Genomic DNA, 16,824 nt, shown 5'->3' with positions numbered 1-16,824 from the left:
GGGCGCGATGGCGGTCGGCGGCGTGGTCGAGGAGGTCACCGAGCGCATCGCGTTCCAGATCGCCTCCGGACGGCTCAAAGCGGGCGACGGCCTGCCGTCCATCCGCAAGCTCGCCGCCGAGCACGGCGTCACGCTCTCCCGGATCCAGCAGGTGATCGAGCGGCTGACCGCCGCCGGGTTCGTGGAGCCGCGCCACGGCGTCGGCGTGATCGTCCGCGACATCCGGCTCTACGGCGGCGTCGAGACGTGGCGGTACCTGTTCCGCTTCTCCGGCACGCTCCCGGACCTGACGGTGGAGAACGTCCGCGAGATCCTGGAGCACCTGCACCTCTTCTACCAGGTCTCGTTCCGCAGGCTGGCCGACAGCCCGGCCGCCGTCGACCCGGCCCCGGCGCGCCGCGCGCTGCACCAGCTCGAACTGCTCGCCCGGACGGAGCCGGTCCGCGCGGCGGACGTCCACCAGGGCGTCCTGCAGATCCTGCGCACCGTCCACGCGTCGCTGGGCGGTCGGATCACCCTCGGCCTGCTCAACACGATGGGCGCGATGCTCGGCGAGGTCCCGGACGTCCTCGAAGCCCTCTACGCCGACCCGGCCGAGCACGTGTGGTTCTGGAACGAGATCGTCACGTCCTGGGAGACGCGCGATCCCGACCGCGCCCGCGCCGCCCTGGACGTGCTGGACGACTGGCACGGCCGGGCCCTTCAGCGGCTGCGCGACCGCCTCGCCGCCGCGTCCGCCCGTCCGTCCTGACGGTCGGCGGGCAGCGCGAGCCGCCGGACGACCGCGGACGCGAGCGCGCCCCGCCGGACGACGACCAGCCAGAGCGACGGCGCCGCGACGGCCACGCCCAGCGACCAGCCCGCCACCACGCCCGTGAACCCCGTGAACAGCCGGATCAGCAGGCTGGTGAAGACGGCCGCCGCCAGCGTCAGCAGCAGCGAACCGAACACCACGACCGCCAGTTCGACGGGCCCGGGCCCCGGACGGCCGACGGAACGCAGTCCGTCCCGGTAAGCGCGGTACAACGGCACCAGCATCGACACGACCAGAACCGTCCCGACCCCGTAGAGCGTCAGCGCGACGTCCGAACCGGCCCAGTGGACGACGTGCGCGACGAACGACCGGTCCCCCCAACGCCGGAAGTCGGCCCGGTCGGTGGACAGGACGCGTTGATACCCCGTCCCGTCCCACCCGTGAACCAGGACGAAGAACATCGCGTAATAACCGGCGACGAACTGCAACGCCGCCCAACGAACGGCACCGCGACCGATCAGCCACCGCGCGACCAGATACCCGGCGACCCCCTGGACGGTGTTCGCGGCGGTGAACGCGGCGGCCAGCCAGGCGGGCAGGGACCGCCCGCCGGCCTGCATCGTCTCCCACTCGGGAAAGCCCCACAGCAGCCAGACGCACGCGGGCGTGAACACGGCCGAGCAGTAGAGGACGACCGCCGTGAGGCGCCGGTCGCGCACGTCATGGGCGGCGGCCAGCGCGAAGCCCGCGCCGACGCCGTACGCCCAGAACACATCGACCTGAACCACTCGTCCCCCCGTCCGGCGGTCGTGGACACGGCGCGCCCCCGCTCTCCGCGGGTGAGAGCGGGGGCGGACGGCCGCCGGTTACTGCGCGGCGGCCAGCTTGATCGTGAGCGGGTTGTCCTTGCCGCCGGTGAGGAAGTTGATGACCGGCGTGTCGATGAAGCAGCCGCTCACCTCCGGCAGCTTGTAGGTGGCGGTGAGGGTGCCGCCGGTCGCGGGGTCGAACGCGCCCTTGGACGTGAGGTGCAGGTCCGCCGGCTTGGTGGTCTTGCAGTCGGGGTAGTCGAAGATCGGGATCCCGAAGTGCCCGACCTGGGTGATCTGCACGTTCACCTTCGTGGTGACGTCCACGGCGCCGTCCTTGAGCGTGCCCTTGATGTCGCCCACCTGGGTGATCTTGACCTTGGCGTGCGTGGGCAGGAAGCCGAACATGTTGAAGTCGCTGCGGGCCTCCGGCAGCGTGAACGTCCCCGAGGAGACCTCGCCCGACGCCAGGTCCGCCTGGATCTTGGCCTCGCCGGGCCCGAGCGTGAAGTCGGCGCCGAGCCCGGTGACGCTGGTCTGCGCCGTCGTCGTGAAGGTGTAGGCGGACGGGGCCGCGGCGTGGGCGGGCGCGGCGAACGCGAGCGCGCCGACGGTGGCGAGCGCGCCCAGGGCGACGCTCCGGCCGAGGTTCGTCTTCGTTGGCATGGGGGCGGCCTTCCGGGTCGAACGGTGGACAGCGCGTCCGGACGAGCAGCTGCGGTGGGCCCGTTCGCTGTCCGATCAGGTTCCCCACAGTCTGTCCATACAGTGTGCCGCACACAATATCGCTGAGTGAGTCACCTGCCAGAACGGAATTGTCACCGCGCGATAACGGAACCCGGATCAGTCCTGGTCATCGAGGTGTGAGAGCTTGTCCGGGTTGGTGACCGCGTAGATCCCGGCGACCTGATCGCCCGCCGCGGTGAGGTCGATGACCATCACGGCGAACGGCGCGTCGTGGTCGAACAGCACGGCCGACGGATCGCCGTTGACCGTCCGGTACCGGATCTCCAGGTCCGCGGGCGCCCGCCGCGCCGCGACCCCGCTGATCATCCGCGCGACCTTGTCCCGCCCGGTGACCGGGCGCAGCGCGGCGCCCTTGGCCTTGCCGCCGCCGTCGGTCCACATCGTGACGTCCGGCGCGAGCAGGTCGAGCAGCGCCGCGAGGTCGCCGCCGAGCGCCGCCGCGAGGAACCGCTCGGTCACCGCGCGCTGGAGCCGCCGGTCCGGCGCGAACCGGGGCCGCCGGGACTGGACGTGCGCCCGGGCGCGCCGCGCGAGCTGCCGGACGGCCGGGGGCGTCCGGTCCAGGATCGCCGCGATCTCCGCGTGCGGGTACCCGAACACCTCGTGCAGAACGAACACCGCCCGTTCCAGCGGCGACAGTGTCTCCAGCACGACCAGCAGCGCCATCGACACCGCCTCGACCCGGACGGCCGGGTCGTCGGACGGCTCCGTCACCACCGGCTCGGGCAGCCACGGCCCCACGTACGTCTCCCGGCGGCGGCTCACCGCCGACTGACGGGCCAGCGCCGTGTTCACCGCGATCCGCACGAGGTACGCGCGCGGGTTCTCGATCGGTTCGCCGCCCGCGCACCGCGCCGCCCACGCCAGCCACGTGTCCTGGAGGACGTCCTCGGTGTCGGCGACACCGCCCAGCAGGTTGTAGACCACCGAGAACAACAGCTCACGGTGGTCGGCGAACACCTCGGTGCCGTCCGTGCGATCGAGCATGCGGTCCTCCTGCGGTTCATCGGCTCGCCCCCTAAGAGGCGTTCCGCGCGCGGAGTGTGACATCGCGCCCGCGAATGTGACGTGCGCCGCACAGTGTCACGTTCCCCGTACCGCGACCCCTCATGGATGGCGCACGTCTTCGACCGACGAAGGGATCGCCGTGAGCGACCAACGGATCGACACCTCGATGATGTACGCCGTCCATGACGCGTTCCAGCGCGACATGGACCGGTTCGCGGACCTGGCCGAACGCGGGACGCCCCTGGACGCCCCGGACGTCGCCGCCTGCTGGACCCGTTTCACCCGGTTCCTCCACATCCACCACACCGCCGAGGACACACATCTGTGGCCCGTCCTCCAGGAACGTGTCGCGGGCGGACCGGGCGAGGCCGTCCTGGAGCGCATGGAACGCGAGCACCGCGAGCTGACCACGCTGCTCCACGACTTCCAGCACGACCCCCGGAACGCCGCCGGATGGCTCCGCACCGCGATGACGGAGCACTGCGAGCACGAAGAGGAGCAGGCGCTCCCGCTCGTCCAGACCCTCCTGACCCCGGACGAGTGGAACGCCTTCGGCGACGAGCAGCGCCGCCGGCTGGGGATCGGCGGCGCCGCGTCCTTCTTCCCGTGGCTGCTGGACGGCGCCGACGAGACCACCCGCCGCAACGTCCTCCGCCACCTGCCGCCGCCCGTCCGCGTCGTCTACCGCGCGGTGTGGCGCCCGCGGTACCTGCGCGGCCCCCGCCTGCCCGCCCTCGCCGGCGTCTGACCCGAAAGGCCCGAGACCATGCCGTCCTTCCTCGCCACCGGACGCGGCAAGCTCACGCTCGCCCTGCTGTGCGTGATCGCGTTCCTCGACTTCGCCGACGCCTCGATCGTCAACGTCGCGCTGCCCGCCATGCGCGCCGACCTCGGCTTCTCCGTCCAGAGCCTGCAGTGGGTGCCGAGCGGTTACCTGCTCACCTACGGCGGCTTCATGCTGCTCGGCGGGCGGGCCGCCGACCTGCTCGGCCGCCGTCGCGTCCTCGTCGCCGGGACGCTCCTGTTCGCCGCGTCGTCGCTGGCCGGCGGCCTCGCCCAGAACGCCGGGACGCTCGTGGGGGCGCGTCTCGTCCAGGGCGCGGGCGCCGCGCTGATGCTCCCGGCGGCGCTGTCCATCCTCACCACCGCGTTCCGGGAGGGCTCCGACCGGAACACGGCGCTCGGCGTGTGGGGCGGCGTCGCCGGGCTCGCGTCCGCCGCCGGGGTGCTGCTCGGCGGGCTGCTCACCGACGGACCCGGCTGGCGCTGGGTCATGCTCGTCAACCCGCCGGTCGGCGTGCTCGCCCTGCTCGGCGTGTTCGCGCTGATCGAGCGGGACCGGCCCGCCGCCCGGACGACCGGCTTCGACCTCCCCGGCGCCGTCCTCGTGACCGGCGCGCTGCTGCTCCTGGTGTTCACGCTGGTCAAGGCGCCGGACGTCGGCTGGGACGCGGCCCGCACCGTCGGCGGCCTCGCGGGCGCCGCCGTCCTGCTGGCGGCGTTCGTCGGCAACGAGCTGCGCGCCCGCGACCCGCTCCTGCCGCTGTCGATCTTCCGGATCCGGGGCCTCGCGGCGGCCGACACGACCCAGCTCCTCGCGATCGCCGGCTTCGTCTCGATGTTCTTTTTCCTCAGCCTTTACATGGAGAACGTGCTCGGCTTCTCGCCGTTGCAGACCGGCGCGGCGTACCTGCCGCTGTGCGCGGGCGTCGCCGTGACGGCGGGCGTCTCGTCCAAGCTCATCGCCCGCGTCGGCACCCGCCCGCTGATCGTCGGCGGGCTGCTCGTCACGGCGGCGGGCCTGTTCTGGCTGGCGCGGATCCCGGTGGACGGCTCGTACGCCGCCGACGTCCTGCCCGGCACGCTCGTCGCCTCGCTCGGGCTCGGCCCGGTGTTCGTCGCGGTCACCGCCGCCGCGAACGCGGGCGTCCCCGCCGACCGCGCCGGGCTCGCCGCCGCGCTGCTCAACGCGTCGCAGCAGGTCGGGGCCGCGCTCGGCCTCGCGATCTTCTCGGCGCTGGCGACGGCCCGCACCGGCGACCTGTTCGCGGCCGGACGCCCGGCGCCGGACGCGCTGACCGGCGGGTTCCGGCGCGCCCTGCTGGCGTGCGCGTGCTTCGTGCTCGCGGCGTCCGTCGTGGCGCTCCGGACGCGCGACACCCGCAGCGAGCACCCCGAACCGGCCGCGCCGGCGCCCGAGCCCGTCCGCTGACGGCGCGATCATTGAACGGACGGCCGCGCGGGCAGGCACCGTCCATGCGCATCAACGATCTGAACGAGGAACAGCAGCGGGTGTTCGCGGCCGTCGTGGCGCTGGAGGGCGAGGGCGCCCCGGGCTTCGTGGAGGACGTCGCCGGACGCGCCGGGATCGACCCCGACGAGGCCCGCCGCGTCGTCCACGAACTCCTCGACCCGCCGGGGCTCGTCCACGAGGTGCCGTCCACGCCCGACATGGGCCCGGAGTACCGGACCAAGCCGCACACGTAGCCGCACGCCGTGGCGCGTGCCTCAGGACGGACGTTCGGGCGGGTGGGTCGCTTGAGGGGCGGCGGTTCGGTGCGTCATAGGTCCCACCACCAGGAGATGGAGGGAAGCGGGACCGGCTCGTCGCCGGGGTCGGCGGGACGCTCGGCCCAGACGACCGGGGCGCTCGGCTCGTCCGGGTCGGGGCGGCGGGGCGTGCGCAGGCCCCACTCGGCGTTGCCGCGGATGCCGTAGGCGAGGCCGTCCAGGTAGGCGCGGCCCGCCTCGCCGAGGCCGGGCCGGGTCCGCTCGCGCAGCCGCAGGAAGCGCAGGAACACGCGGTCGCGCAGGCGCGCGGCGGTGCGGACGGCGGTCCGGACGTCGCCGCCGTTCTGGTCCAGCAGCACGGTGTAGATGTTCTGGTCGGTCCGGCCGACGTCCACTTCGCGGGCGAAGGAATGGCGGTCGTCGTCCAGCGCGGCGGTCAGGATCGCCATTTCAGTGAGGGCGCGGACGGCGGGCGCGTCCATCTCGGCGGCGGGCACCTCGGCGCCGTGCGCGATCTCCAGCATCGCGTAGGTGGGCGCGCCGCCGGCGGAATGGAGGCGCATCGTGACGTAGTCTTCGAGATCCGGCATGTGGCGGCGCGCCTGAAAGGACACCTGCCACATCACGCCGGTCAGCCAGGCGCGGTGCGCGGCGACGAACCGCTGGAACTGGACCGGCGTTCCGAGCCGCCGGAATCGCGCGCCGATATCCTGCAGCGCGACCGCGTAGGCGTCGCCGCGCGCGGCCGGGGCCGGGCATTCCAGCGCGCGCTGGACGCGGGCCGCCATCGGCACGAACTCGGCCGGGCGGATGCTGAAGTGCCCGGTGTCGCAGCGGCCGTCGTGGAAGGCGAAACCCCAGTACACCCAGAGTGCGGTGGCGAGCAGGCGGTCGTCGTCGGCGCCCGGCGCGAACCGCGCGAAGAAGTCGGCGCCGCGGCTGCCGATGATTTTCGCGCGTTCCCGCGCGTCGGCCCACAGGCCCGATTCGTCGAGCCATGCGACGGCGCGCCGTTCGACGCGCGGCGCCGCCGGATTGGTCGCCGGTTCCAAGGGGCAGTAGAGCGGCGGAAATTCGAGATCGGCCGCCGTCCGGGTCCTTTCCACGATCGACCTCCTGTCCCTGGGGGTGCGGACGGCGCGGGAGCGGGGCCGCCCGCGGACCGTCACGGTAACACTGCGTTCGGCGACCTATTTCGGGCCGGGAGATCTTTGTTGACGGAACGGCGCGAAAGAATCCGGAGAAAAGCCGTTAAACCGCACCGGCGCTCGTTTGCGGAAAGGTCGCGCGCGGGTCGGCGGAAAAGCCCGCGCCGAGGGGCGTCGCGGGCGCGGCGCCTTGCCCCGGGGTGTCATACCCCTGGCGGCGACGCGGGTTTCGTCTCGACGTCGCGCCCGGGCCGCTGCCACATGGCAGCACGGGCGGTTCCGCTGACCTGCGGACGGTCCGGACGCCTTACCACATGGTGAGAACCATGTTGAATTGGTCGGGATTGTCGGCAATACTCCCCGGCATGGCCGCACCCCGACCCGACACCCTCTGGTACACCCGCTGTCCCGTCCCCACCGCCACCGGCATCGCCGCCGACCAGAACTGGCTCGCCGCGGCGTTCGCCCCCGACGGCGTCGCCGTCCGCTCGCTCCAGGAGGAGGACGCGGGCGACCGCCGCGCCGAGCACTTCCGGCACCGGCTCGCCACGCTGATCCGCGAGGGCGGCAACGTGCCCGCGCTGTGGGCACGTTCCACCGGCGCGCCGACCCGGCTCGTCGGGCTGACGTGGATCGAGGAGCGGCAGGTCGTCGTGGCGCGGCCCGGCGCGGGCGTCCACGGCCCCGGCGACCTCAAGGGGCTGCGGCTCGCCGTCCCGCGCCGGACCATCGAGATCGACTTCTGGCGGGCGATGGCGCTGCGCGGCTTCGACGGCGCGCTGCGCCAGGCCGGGCTGACCCTCGCCGACGCCGAGCTCGTCGAGCTGGACGGCGACGTCCTGCCCGGCCAGTGGGAGGCCGAACTCGCCGCCCTGCGCGACGGCCGCGTGGACGCCGTCTACACCAAGGGCGCGGTCGCCGTGGAGACCGCCGCCCGCTACGGCGCCGAGGTCGCCATCGACCTCGACGCGCTGCCCGACCGGAGCGCCCGCGTCAACAACGGCACGCCCCGTCCGATCACGGTCGACCAGCGGCTGCTGGACGACCACCCCGACCTCGTCGTCCGGTTCCTCGCCGTGCTGCTCGGCGCGGCGGACTGGGCGCGGGACCGGCCCGCCGAGGTCGCCCGCATCCTCGGCGCCGAGACCGGCTCCGGCCCCGCCGGGGTCGCCGCCGCCTACCGGAACACCGCCGACCTGCACGCCGACCTGTCCGACGAGCGGCTCACCCTGCTCGCAGGACAGGAGGAGTTCCTGCGCCGGCACGGCTTCCACGACGCCCCGGTGGACGTGTCCGCCTGGGCCGACCCCGCGCCGCTGGCCGCCGCCCGGCGCCTCGTCCCCGACCTCCCCTTCCTCTCTCTGGAGCAGCCATGACCCGCATCCCCGCCCGCCCGACGGGCCTGATCGCCGGAGTCCTCGCCGTCCTGCTGGCCGCCGCGGGCTGCGGCGGCGCGGACGCGGCGTCCGGCGACGTGACGTTCCGCGTCCCCGATCCCGGCAACTCGGGCGTGCTCGCGCTCGGCAAGAAGGACGGCAGCCTCGCGGCAGCGCTCAAGGCCGTCCACGCCAAGATCGCCTGGACGGGCAGCAGCGGCCCGTTCGCCCCCGCCGCGCAGGAGATGAACGCCGGCGAGCTGGACGCGGCGCAGGGCTCGATCACCTCGGCCGTCGCCGCGCTCGGGCAGAAGCCCGGGTTCAAGCTGTTCGCCGCGATCGCGCCCGACCGGTTCGGGGAGGGCATCCTCGTCGGCAAGGACTCGCCGATCCGGACCGTCCGCGACCTCGTCGGCAAGAAGGTGGCCGTCAACAAGGGCGGCACGGCCGAGTACCTGCTGCTCAAGGCGCTGGAGCAGGAGAAGATCCCGGCGGACCGGGTCACGCGCGTCTACCTCAACCCCGCGCAGACCGCGCCGGTGTTCAACTCCGGCAAGGTGGACGCGTGGGCCGTCTGGGCCAACTACTCCATCCCCGAGATCGCGACGGCGGGCGCCCGGTTCCTCGTCACGGGCGGGCAGATCGGGTCGCAGAACTACTCGGTGTGGGCCGTCCGGACGGGCTTCGCCAAGGAGCACCCCGAGGTCGTCAAGGCGTTCTACCAGTACCTCCACGACGCCGGGACCAAGCAGATCCAGAACCCGACCGCCTACGTCAACGTGTTCACCAAGGCCGGGCCGCAGGCCGTGAGCGGCACCGCGCTGGCGCTCACGCTCGACAACGCCCGCAAGGGCGCCACCGCCCAGCCGATCGGCGCGACCGACCTCGCCAACTTCGCGAGCGTCGCCAAGTTCTTCGCCGACCAGAAGGTCACGCCCGCGCCGGTGGACGTGGCGCCGCACGTGCTCGACCCGACCGGGGCCGGGTCATGACCGAGGCGTCCTTCCCCGGGCTGGTCGTCCCGCGCCCGAAGCTGCCGCGTCCGCGCCGCCGCGAGGTGACGCTCGCGCTGCGGACCGCCGGGCCGCTCGCCCTGCTCGGCGGCTGGTGGCTCGCGTCGGCGACCGGCGTGCTCAGCCCGGACGTCCTCGCGTCCCCGCTGACCGTCCTGGACGCCGCCCGCGAGCTGTGGTCCGACGGCCAGCTCACCGACGCCCTGCGCGTCTCGCTCACCCGCGCCGTCCTCGGCCTGGCGTTCGGGCTCGCGGCCGGGCTGCTGCTCGGCGTCGTCACCGGATTCTGGCGGCTCGGTGAGGAACTTCTGGACTCGCCGCTGCAACTGCTGCGCGCGCTGCCGTTCCTGTCGCTCGTCCCGCTGTTCATGGTGTGGTTCGGGATCGGGGAGTCGGCGCGGATCATCCTCATCGCGGTCGCCACGACGTTCCCCATGTACGTGTCGACGGCGGGCGGCGTCCGCAACGTGGACCGGCGGCTGCTGGAGGCGATGCGCTCGTTCGGGCTCGGCGGGTGGCAGCTCGTGCGGCAGGTCGTCCTGCCGGGGGCGCTGCCGTCGCTGCTCGCCGGGTTCCGGCTGTCGATGACGCTCAGCGTGATCGCGCTCATCGCCGCCGAGGAGATCAACTCGACGTCCGGGATCGGCTACCTGATGACGCAGGCGCAGAGCTTCTCGCGGACGGACATCCTGTCGGTCTGCGTGCTCATCTACGGCATCCTCGGCATCTGCGCCGACCTGGTCGCCCGCCTGGCCGAACGCGTCTTCATGCCGTGGCGCGTCAAGGAGGCGGCCCGATGAGTGTCGCGGTGCATATTGAAGGGTTGCGGCGGACGTTCGGGACCCGTTCGGTTCTCGACGGGCTTGCGCTCGACATCCGGCGCGGCGAGTTCGTCGCGCTGCTCGGCGCCAGCGGCACGGGGAAAACAACGCTGCTCAGAATCCTCGGCGCGCTGGACCGGCCGGACGCCGGGACCGTGCTCGTCCCCGAGGCCCGGACGATCGTGTTCCAGGAGCCCCGGCTCGTCCCGTCCAAGCGCGTGCTCGGCAACGTCGTCGTCGGGCTGCCGCGCGGCGACGCGAGCCGCGAGCGCGGGCTGCGGGCGCTCGCCGAGGTGGGCCTGGCCGACCACGCCCGCGCCTGGCCGCACACGCTGTCGGGCGGCGAGGCGCAGCGGGTCGCGCTCGCGCGGGCGCTGGTCCGCGAGCCCGAGCTGCTGCTGCTGGACGAGCCGTTCGCCGCGCTCGACGCGCTGACCCGGCTGAAGATGCAGGACCTCGTCGGCGACCTCGTCCGGCGGCACCGCCCGGCCGTGCTGCTGGTCACGCACGACGTGGACGAGGCCGTCCGGCTCGCCGACCGCGTCGCCGTCCTCAAGGACGGGGACCTGGTCACCGACGAGACCGTCACCACCGACCGGCCCCGCGACGCCACCGACCCGGCGTTCACCGCGCTGCGCCGCCGGCTGCTCGCCGACCTCGGCGTCCGCGAGCCCGCACCCGTCGAGGAAGGAGCCGTCCGATGACCCGCGTCCACGTGGTGGCGCCGACGCGCGCGCCCGCGCCCGTCGCGCTGCCCGACTTCGTCACCGACGTCCGGCCGCCCGCGCGCGGCCCCGAGCACCGCGCCACCGGACGCGCCGCCGAGCTGGGCGGACTGTCCGGCGTGCTCGTCCCGTTCGACCCGGGCGGGCACGACGCGCTCGTCCTCGCGGCGGCGGTGCTGCGCGACACGCGGCGGATCGGCGTGACCGTCGAGTTCTCCGCCGCCGTCACGACGCCCGTCTACGCGGCGAAGCTGTCGGCGTCGCTCCAGCGCTACCACGCCGGACGCCTCGCGTGGTGGCTCGCCGTCGACCAGGACCCGGCCGTCGCCCGCGCGCACGGCGACGTCCTGACCGGCCCGGCCCGCTACGAGCGCGCCGACGAGTTCCTGACCATCGCGCGCGGCGTCTGGGCCGGGCGCGGCTACAGCCGGGAGGGCGCGCACTTCGCCGTCCTGGACGGCGGGCTGCCGGACTCGCGCGTGGACCGTCCGTTCCCGCGCGTCTGGCTGTCGGGGACGTCCCCGGACGCGCTCGCCCTGTCCGCCCGGCACGCCGACGTCCACGTCCTGGCGCCCGGGGACGACCCGGCGCTCGTCCCGGACGGCGTCGCGGCGGCCGTCCGGCTGCGCTTCGCCGGGGACGCCGACGCGTTCGCCGACCAGCTCCGCACGTACGAGGCGCACGGCGTGACCGAGTTCGTCGTCGACCCCGCCGACCCGGTGGCCGACGCCTACCGGCTCGCCGAACACGTCCTGCCGAGGCTCGCGAAGGAGGCGGGGAATGCCGGTTGACATCTACTGGCGCATCGCGATGGAAGGCGACGCGCCCGCGCTGCGGCTCGGCGACATCACGCGCGGCGGGTTCGGCCCGCACCGTCCGGGCGCGCTGGCGCCCGGAGCGGACGACGGGTACGGTCCGCTCGACTACATGGCCGAGGTCGCCCGCGCCACCGAGCGCGCGGGGTTCGTCGGCGGGCTGATGCCGTCGTTCCCCGAGACCGACGACCCGTGGGCCGCCGCCGCGTCGCTGGCGGGGGAGACGTCCGCCTACCGCTTCATGATCGCGTTCCAGCCCGGGTTCCTGCATCCGGTGCAGGCGGCGCGCATGTCGGCGTCGCTGCAGGCCGCGACGGGCGGACGCGTCGTCTACAACATCATCTCCGGCGGCGGCGGGCCGCAGCAGCTCTGGTGGGGCGACCGCGTGGACCACGACGACCGGTACGCCCGGACGTCGGAGTTCCTGGACGTCCTGAAAGGCGTGTGGAACGGTCCCTACGACCATGACGGCCGCTTCTACACCGTCGAAGGCGGCGCGCTGCCGCCGGAGCTGCGCGGCCAGCCGTTCCCGGAGGTCTATTTCTCCGGGTCGTCGCCCGCCGCGATCGCCGCCGCCGGCCGCCACGCCGACTACTACCTGTCGTGGCTGGAGCCGTTCGACGCGCTCGCCGAGAAGTTCGCTCAGGTCCGCGCGCACAGCGACACCCCGCCGAAGTTCGCCGTCCGCGTGGACGTCCTCGCCCGCGAGACCGAGGATGAGGCGTGGGACGAGATCCGGCGCGGCTGGGCGCGCGCGTCCGACCGCGCGTCCGGCGGGACGGAGTCGGTCGGCTGGAAGCGCGGCCGGTCGTTCACCGAGGGCGCGGGCTCGTCCTACCGCGACCTGGAGGTCCAGCCGAACGTGTGGGGCGGGTTCGACCGGCTGCGCCCCGGCCCGCTGTTCGGCCTCGTCGGCGACTACCACCAGGTCGCCGAGCGGCTGGACGAACTGGTCCGGCTCGGCGTGGACGCGTTCATCCTCGCGGGCGTCCCCCATCTCGAAGAGGCGCGGCGCGTCGGCCGCCACGTCCTGCCCCTGCTGAAAGGAAGACTGTCATGAGCCTGCGCGTCGGGTACTTCCCGCAGAACAACTCGCTGTGGGTGCTGCGGCACCGCCGCGTGCTGGAGCGCGCCGTCCCGGACGTGGAGTGGGTGGACCTGCGCGACCTGCCCGCCGGTGAGCGCCCCGCGCCGACCGAAGGGCTGCCGTCGGCGCACGGCGACCACCTGTTCGACGGCGGCTACGACTTCATCGGCACCGGCTCCACCCCGCCCGTCACGGCCCAGGCGAAGGGCCACGACATCGTGTACGTCGCGGTGTCGGGCCCGCGCGTGGAGAACGGGCGGATCGTCGTCCCGGCGTCCTCGCCCATCCAGGGCCCCGCCGACCTGAAAGGCCGCCGCGTAGCCCTGGGCCACGGCTCCTGGCAGACGACCCTTCTCCTGCTCGCGCTGGAAAAGGCCGGGCTGACCTGGCGCGACATCGAGCCCGTCGACGCCTACGGCAACGCCGCCGAACTGTTCCTGAACGGCGAGGTGGACGCCTGGGTCGGCTCCTACCCCGACCTCACCGACGTCGAGGACCGCATCGAGGTCCGCACGGTGATCGCGACCGAGGGCCTGTTCAGCCACCGCTCGCTGTGGTTCACCAGCCGCGAGTTCGCCACGACCCGCCGCGACGAGCTGGCCGCGATCATCGCAGCGCTCCAGGAGTCGGACGCGTGGATCCGCGACAACCCGCTCGACGCGGCGACCTACTTCGCCCGCGACGACGGCGAACTGCACGCCTGGGAGCACGCGATCCGCACCCGCCCCTGGGGCCTGAACCCGGTCGACGCCGACTTCGTCGCCGAACAGCAGCACGCGGCCGACCTCTTCCACGCCAACGGCCTGATCCAGCGCAGGATCACCGTCGCCGACGCCGTCCTCCCCGAGATCAACGCCCTCCTCACCCCCTGACGGACGCTCCGCGGGCCCCGCCTAGCGGTGGCGGGGCTTGCGGAGGGTGAAGCGGTCGAGTTCTTCGTAGGTCGGGGAGCCGAGGTCGGCGCCGTAGTGGGTCACGGTGATCTCGGTGTGGCCGCCGGGGGCGTGGGGCTCGTAGTCGAAGGACGCGAAGCCGTAGGGCTTCTTCAGGTCGCGGTAGGCGGACCAGGGGGCGGGTTCGGTCGTGGTCTTGGACGTGCGCTGGTGGTGCGGGTCGCCGGGGTTCACGTCGGTGATGACGACGCCGTCGTTCGGTGCGTCGAAGGCGGACCAGGGGGTGGCGGCCGAGTGTCCGCCGCCGCCGATGATCATGTGGACGGCGCCCTTGGTGGTGTCGATGACCGTTGCGTCAGTGTCTTGTGGCGCGGGGGTCAGGAGGGGGCTGCCGGGGAGGATGCCCTTCACCGGGAAGGTGCGCTCGAAGTGGTGTTCGTGGCCTGCCAGGACGAGGTCCACGCCGTAGCGGTCGAACAGGGGCAGCCATTCCTGGCGGATGCCGAGGTCCGCGCCGTTGAAGTGCGCCGAGGACATCGCGACCTGGTGCATGCAGACGATGATCCAGTCGATGTCCGGGTCGTGGGCGGCGGCGCGGAGCGTCCGTTCCAGCCATGCCTTCTGGGCGCCGTCGCTGTAACCGCGGATGTAGGGGTCGTAGCCCTTGGCGTCGTAGTCCGCGATGTGGTCGCGGCGGTACGCGCTGAACGCGCCGTCCTGGAGGCAGACGTCGTCGTTGTTCAGCGAGATGACGCGGATGGCGCCGACGGTGAACGCGTACCAGTTGCCGGCGAAGTCGCGCGTCCCGTTGCCGGGCAGCGCGAACCGCGTCTGGTACGCCAGGTAGCCCTGCGGGCCGTTGCCGACCTCGTTCTCGTGGTTGCCCGCGCACGGCATCCACGGGCGCCGGGACGCCGACCGCTGGTTGTTCGCGAAGAACGACCGCCATGTCTCCACCGGCGCGTCGCTCACGTTGGCGTAGCAGAGGTCGCCGTTGAGCAGGTGGAACAGCGGGTCGAGGCGGTCGACGGCGTCCACGATGTAGCCCGCGTTCGGCGTCGCGGGGCCGAGGCCCTGGCCGACCTTCGCGGGGATCGCCTGGTCGCCGAAGCTGGTGAACCGAAACTTGCGCGAGCGGCCGTGCGGGGCCGTCCGGAACGCGCCCGCCAGCGGCTCCGCGCCCCGGTGCTCCACCCGGTAGGTGTAGGACGAACCGGACGCCAGTCGCGGCAGTTCAGCGTGGTAGGTGAACACCCGCTCGCCCGTCAGCGCCTCGGTGTAGACGCGCTCCTCGGCGTGGACGAGCGTCCCGAGGCCGTGCCCGGGACGGCCGAGCCGCACGACGGGACGCGCGACGCGCTCCGGCGCGGCCCAGGACACCGTCATCTCGTGCGCGGCGTCCGCGCCGAACTGGAGGTGGAGCTGCTCGGGACGCGGCGCGCCGGCGGCGTCCGGGGTCGTCACGAGCGCGGCGGCGGTGCCCGGCCGGCCGAGCATCGGAGCGGCGAGGGCCGCGCCGCCCAGCCCGCGCAGTACCTGCCGGCGTCCCACACCGTGCTTTTCGGCCATGCCGCCTCCTCGGTCGTGCTCCCGCCGGAACACGATCGGCCGTCCCGGTGAGCGGCGCGTGACGAGGCGCGTCCGGTGAGGTGAACAACGTTCGGCGACGTCGCGCCCGAGTTGCGGCACGATGTTCGGATGCTGCATCTGCGGGCCATCACGCCGAAGGACCGGACGGACGAGGTCTGCCGGATCCTCGCCGACGACCCGGGCACCACGAACGTCATGGTGTTCCCGGACGCGGCGCGCCGCCCGCCCGGCGACGTCGTCATGTGCGACGTCGCGCGCGAGGCCGCCAACGACGTCATCGCCGCGCTGCGCGCCCTGGGCCTGGAACGCGACGGCTCGATCGCGCTGGAGCGCATCGACGTGTCGATCTCGGCGGCGGCCGACGCGGCGGAGGAACGGGCGCCCGGCCACGGCGACGACGCCGTCGTCTGGGAGGAACTGGACCGCCGCCTGGCCGAGGAGACCCGGCTGACCTGGTCGTTCGTCGCGTTCCTCGCGCTCGCGACCCAGCTCGCCGGGATCGCCGCGCTCATCGACTCCACGATCCTCATCGTCGGCGCGATGGTGCTCGGCCCGGAGTTCGGCGCGGTCGCGGCGGTCTCGCACGGGCTGCTGCGCGGCGACGGCCGCCGGATCCTGCGGGCGCTCGGCGTGCTCGCGGCGGGGTTCGCGGTCGCGGTGGCCGTGACGTTCGTGTGCGCGCTGGTCGCGCGCTGGACCGGGATCATCGGCCCGGACGCCCTGACCGCCGCCCGCCCGCAGACGGGCTTCGTCTACCACCCCGACCGGTGGTCGTTCATCGTCGCGGTGCTGGCGGGCGCGGCGGGCGTGCTGTCGCTGACGGCCGGGAAGTCGTCCGCGCTCGTCGGCGTGTTCATCTCGGTGACGACGGTGCCCGCCGCCGGGAACATCGCGGTCGCGGCGGCGCTGTCGCGCGACGGCGAGATCCGGGGCTCGGCGGTCCAGCTCGGCGTGAACCTGCTCGGCATGGTCCTCGCCGGGACGGCGACGCTCGCGGTCCAGAAGGCGGGCTGGTCGCTCGTCCGGCGCCGCCGCCGGAGGACGTAGGACCAAAGTCCGGCCCGCGCGCCCGATCCCGAGCGCCCCCCGCGCGGCCTACCGTCGGAGCATGGACGTTCCCGAGCACTACCAGCACGCGGTCATTCCGCACATCATGGTCGACGACGCGGCGGCGGCGATCGACTTCTACACGCGGGCGTTCGGCGCGTCCGAGCTGTTCCGGCTGGACGGCGGGCACGGCCGGATCGTCCACGCCGAGATCTCCATCGAGGGCTCGACGCTCATGCTCGGCGACCCCGAACCCCCGTTCGCGCCGCCCGGCGCGACGACGCCCGTGGCGCTGCACGTCTACGTCCCCGACGTGGACGCGCTGACGGAGCGGGCGGTGGCGGCGGGCGCCGAGCTGCTCGCGCCGCCCGCCGACATGGCCTACGGCGCCCGCCAGTCGATGCTCCGCGACCCGTTCGCCCACATCTGGATCTTCCTGACGCCGCTGGACGCCTGACACCCCGTGTTACCGTCATTCCG

At 73.5% G+C, this 16,824-nt stretch carries 18 protein-coding genes; 13 read left to right on the top strand and 5 right to left on the bottom strand.

Translation table 11 applies throughout. The features are described 5' to 3' along the window. The first annotated feature begins 7 nt into the window (after positions 1-7). Positions 8-751, top strand: coding sequence for a GntR family transcriptional regulator (locus GQ466_RS10325; RefSeq protein WP_161102666.1), 744 nt, complete (start codon positions 8-10; stop codon positions 749-751). Here GQ466_RS10325 and GQ466_RS10320 read toward each other — a convergent pair. The 3 genes from GQ466_RS10320 to sigJ all read right to left on the bottom strand — a co-directional run bounded on the left by GQ466_RS10320 (position 703) and on the right by sigJ (position 3,297). Then, on the bottom strand, positions 703-1,542 hold the full coding sequence (locus GQ466_RS10320; RefSeq protein WP_161102665.1) for a hypothetical protein: 840 nt from the start codon (positions 1,540-1,542) through the stop codon (positions 703-705). The genes GQ466_RS10325 and GQ466_RS10320 overlap by 49 nt on opposite strands. A 78-nt stretch (positions 1,543-1,620) precedes the next feature. Next, the gene (locus GQ466_RS10315) at positions 1,621-2,229 is read right to left on the bottom strand and encodes a hypothetical protein (RefSeq protein WP_161102664.1); all 609 of its coding nucleotides are present in this window, start codon (positions 2,227-2,229) and stop codon (positions 1,621-1,623) included. A gap of 177 nt (positions 2,230-2,406) precedes the next feature. Then, positions 2,407-3,297, bottom strand: coding sequence for an RNA polymerase sigma factor SigJ (gene sigJ, locus GQ466_RS10310; protein WP_161102663.1), 891 nt, complete (start codon positions 3,295-3,297; stop codon positions 2,407-2,409). 160 nt (positions 3,298-3,457) lie between these two features. Between sigJ and GQ466_RS10305 the strand changes: the two genes are divergently transcribed. Genes GQ466_RS10305 through GQ466_RS10295 form a run of 3 tightly spaced genes read left to right on the top strand, consistent with a single transcriptional unit; the run spans position 3,458 to position 5,805 of the window. Further along, complete coding sequence (locus GQ466_RS10305) at positions 3,458-4,066, top strand: hemerythrin domain-containing protein (RefSeq protein ID WP_161102662.1); 609 nt, start codon at positions 3,458-3,460, stop codon at positions 4,064-4,066. A gap of 18 nt (positions 4,067-4,084) precedes the next feature. Beyond that, positions 4,085-5,530: an MFS transporter gene (locus tag GQ466_RS10300; protein WP_161102661.1), complete on the top strand. Its 1,446-nt coding sequence runs from the start codon at positions 4,085-4,087 to the stop codon at positions 5,528-5,530. A gap of 44 nt (positions 5,531-5,574) precedes the next feature. Further along, complete coding sequence (locus tag GQ466_RS10295) at positions 5,575-5,805, top strand: hypothetical protein (protein ID WP_161102660.1); 231 nt, start codon at positions 5,575-5,577, stop codon at positions 5,803-5,805. Between the two features lie 74 nt (positions 5,806-5,879). On the opposite strand, the gene GQ466_RS10290 is transcribed toward GQ466_RS10295, so the two are convergent. Further along, a complete protein-coding gene (locus GQ466_RS10290) occupies positions 5,880-6,935 on the bottom strand; it encodes a terpene synthase family protein (RefSeq protein WP_161102659.1) in 1,056 nt (351 codons plus the stop codon). 407 nt (positions 6,936-7,342) lie between these two features. Between GQ466_RS10290 and GQ466_RS10285 the strand changes: the two genes are divergently transcribed. Genes GQ466_RS10285 through GQ466_RS10255 form a run of 7 tightly spaced genes read left to right on the top strand, consistent with a single transcriptional unit; the run spans position 7,343 to position 13,686 of the window. Continuing rightward, positions 7,343-8,353: an ABC transporter substrate-binding protein gene (locus GQ466_RS10285; RefSeq protein WP_161102658.1), complete on the top strand. Its 1,011-nt coding sequence runs from the start codon at positions 7,343-7,345 to the stop codon at positions 8,351-8,353. Next, positions 8,350-9,345, top strand: coding sequence for an NrtA/SsuA/CpmA family ABC transporter substrate-binding protein (locus GQ466_RS10280; RefSeq protein ID WP_161102657.1), 996 nt, complete (start codon positions 8,350-8,352; stop codon positions 9,343-9,345). Before GQ466_RS10285 ends, GQ466_RS10280 begins: the two co-directional genes overlap by 4 nt. Then, positions 9,342-10,166 (top strand): ABC transporter permease, encoded by an 825-nt coding sequence (locus GQ466_RS10275; protein WP_161102656.1) that lies wholly within the window; start codon positions 9,342-9,344, stop codon positions 10,164-10,166. Before GQ466_RS10280 ends, GQ466_RS10275 begins: the two co-directional genes overlap by 4 nt. Continuing rightward, positions 10,163-10,891 (top strand): ABC transporter ATP-binding protein, encoded by a 729-nt coding sequence (locus GQ466_RS10270; protein ID WP_161102655.1) that lies wholly within the window; start codon positions 10,163-10,165, stop codon positions 10,889-10,891. The genes GQ466_RS10275 and GQ466_RS10270 overlap by 4 nt, the downstream gene beginning before the upstream one ends. Then, positions 10,888-11,703, top strand: coding sequence for an LLM class flavin-dependent oxidoreductase (locus GQ466_RS10265; protein WP_161102654.1), 816 nt, complete (start codon positions 10,888-10,890; stop codon positions 11,701-11,703). Before GQ466_RS10270 ends, GQ466_RS10265 begins: the two co-directional genes overlap by 4 nt. Next, positions 11,693-12,787, top strand: a complete 1,095-nt coding sequence (locus GQ466_RS10260) for an LLM class flavin-dependent oxidoreductase (RefSeq protein ID WP_161102653.1) — start codon at positions 11,693-11,695, stop codon at positions 12,785-12,787. The genes GQ466_RS10265 and GQ466_RS10260 overlap by 11 nt, the downstream gene beginning before the upstream one ends. Then, positions 12,784-13,686 (top strand): ABC transporter substrate-binding protein, encoded by a 903-nt coding sequence (locus GQ466_RS10255; protein WP_161102652.1) that lies wholly within the window; start codon positions 12,784-12,786, stop codon positions 13,684-13,686. Before GQ466_RS10260 ends, GQ466_RS10255 begins: the two co-directional genes overlap by 4 nt. Before the next feature lie 21 nt (positions 13,687-13,707). On the opposite strand, the gene GQ466_RS10250 is transcribed toward GQ466_RS10255, so the two are convergent. Then, positions 13,708-15,276 carry a purple acid phosphatase family protein gene (locus GQ466_RS10250; protein ID WP_161102651.1) on the bottom strand — a complete coding sequence of 523 codons (1,569 nt, stop codon included), beginning with the start codon at positions 15,274-15,276 and terminating at the stop codon, positions 13,708-13,710. 129 nt (positions 15,277-15,405) lie between these two features. Between GQ466_RS10250 and GQ466_RS10245 the strand changes: the two genes are divergently transcribed. Together GQ466_RS10245 and GQ466_RS10240 are read left to right on the top strand one after the other, a co-directional pair. Next, positions 15,406-16,344: a DUF389 domain-containing protein gene (locus tag GQ466_RS10245; protein ID WP_161102650.1), complete on the top strand. Its 939-nt coding sequence runs from the start codon at positions 15,406-15,408 to the stop codon at positions 16,342-16,344. Positions 16,345-16,405: 61 nt separating this feature from the next. After that, a complete protein-coding gene (locus GQ466_RS10240; protein WP_161102649.1) occupies positions 16,406-16,801 on the top strand; it encodes a VOC family protein in 396 nt (131 codons plus the stop codon). Positions 16,802-16,824: the final 23 nt, after the last annotated feature.

It is taken from the genome of Actinomadura rayongensis (assembly GCF_009831215.1).
In the GTDB taxonomy this organism is placed as follows: Bacteria; Actinomycetota; Actinomycetes; order Streptosporangiales; family Streptosporangiaceae; genus Spirillospora; species Spirillospora rayongensis.
Note: the sequence above shows the minus strand (reverse complement) of the source record. Positions and strands in the feature narration are given on the sequence as shown.

What these genes read in the sequence shown, in the direction of transcription:
- GQ466_RS10325 (WP_161102666.1), top strand. Translation starts at nt 8, where the DNA reads ATGGCGGTCGGCGGCGTGGTCGAGGAGGTCACCGAGCGCATCGCGTTC.
- GQ466_RS10315 (WP_161102664.1), bottom strand. Translation starts at nt 2,229, where the DNA reads ATGCCAACGAAGACGAACCTCGGCCGGAGCGTCGCCCTGGGCGCGCTC.
- sigJ (WP_161102663.1), bottom strand. Translation starts at nt 3,297, where the DNA reads ATGCTCGATCGCACGGACGGCACCGAGGTGTTCGCCGACCACCGTGAG.
- GQ466_RS10300 (WP_161102661.1), top strand. Translation starts at nt 4,085, where the DNA reads ATGCCGTCCTTCCTCGCCACCGGACGCGGCAAGCTCACGCTCGCCCTG.
- GQ466_RS10295 (WP_161102660.1), top strand. Translation starts at nt 5,575, where the DNA reads ATGCGCATCAACGATCTGAACGAGGAACAGCAGCGGGTGTTCGCGGCC.
- GQ466_RS10285 (WP_161102658.1), top strand. Translation starts at nt 7,343, where the DNA reads ATGGCCGCACCCCGACCCGACACCCTCTGGTACACCCGCTGTCCCGTC.
- GQ466_RS10280 (WP_161102657.1), top strand. Translation starts at nt 8,350, where the DNA reads ATGACCCGCATCCCCGCCCGCCCGACGGGCCTGATCGCCGGAGTCCTC.
- GQ466_RS10275 (WP_161102656.1), top strand. Translation starts at nt 9,342, where the DNA reads ATGACCGAGGCGTCCTTCCCCGGGCTGGTCGTCCCGCGCCCGAAGCTG.
- GQ466_RS10270 (WP_161102655.1), top strand. Translation starts at nt 10,163, where the DNA reads ATGAGTGTCGCGGTGCATATTGAAGGGTTGCGGCGGACGTTCGGGACC.
- GQ466_RS10265 (WP_161102654.1), top strand. Translation starts at nt 10,888, where the DNA reads ATGACCCGCGTCCACGTGGTGGCGCCGACGCGCGCGCCCGCGCCCGTC.
- GQ466_RS10260 (WP_161102653.1), top strand. Translation starts at nt 11,693, where the DNA reads ATGCCGGTTGACATCTACTGGCGCATCGCGATGGAAGGCGACGCGCCC.
- GQ466_RS10255 (WP_161102652.1), top strand. Translation starts at nt 12,784, where the DNA reads ATGAGCCTGCGCGTCGGGTACTTCCCGCAGAACAACTCGCTGTGGGTG.
- GQ466_RS10250 (WP_161102651.1), bottom strand. Translation starts at nt 15,276, where the DNA reads ATGGCCGAAAAGCACGGTGTGGGACGCCGGCAGGTACTGCGCGGGCTG.
- GQ466_RS10245 (WP_161102650.1), top strand. Translation starts at nt 15,406, where the DNA reads ATGCTGCATCTGCGGGCCATCACGCCGAAGGACCGGACGGACGAGGTC.
- GQ466_RS10240 (WP_161102649.1), top strand. Translation starts at nt 16,406, where the DNA reads ATGGACGTTCCCGAGCACTACCAGCACGCGGTCATTCCGCACATCATG.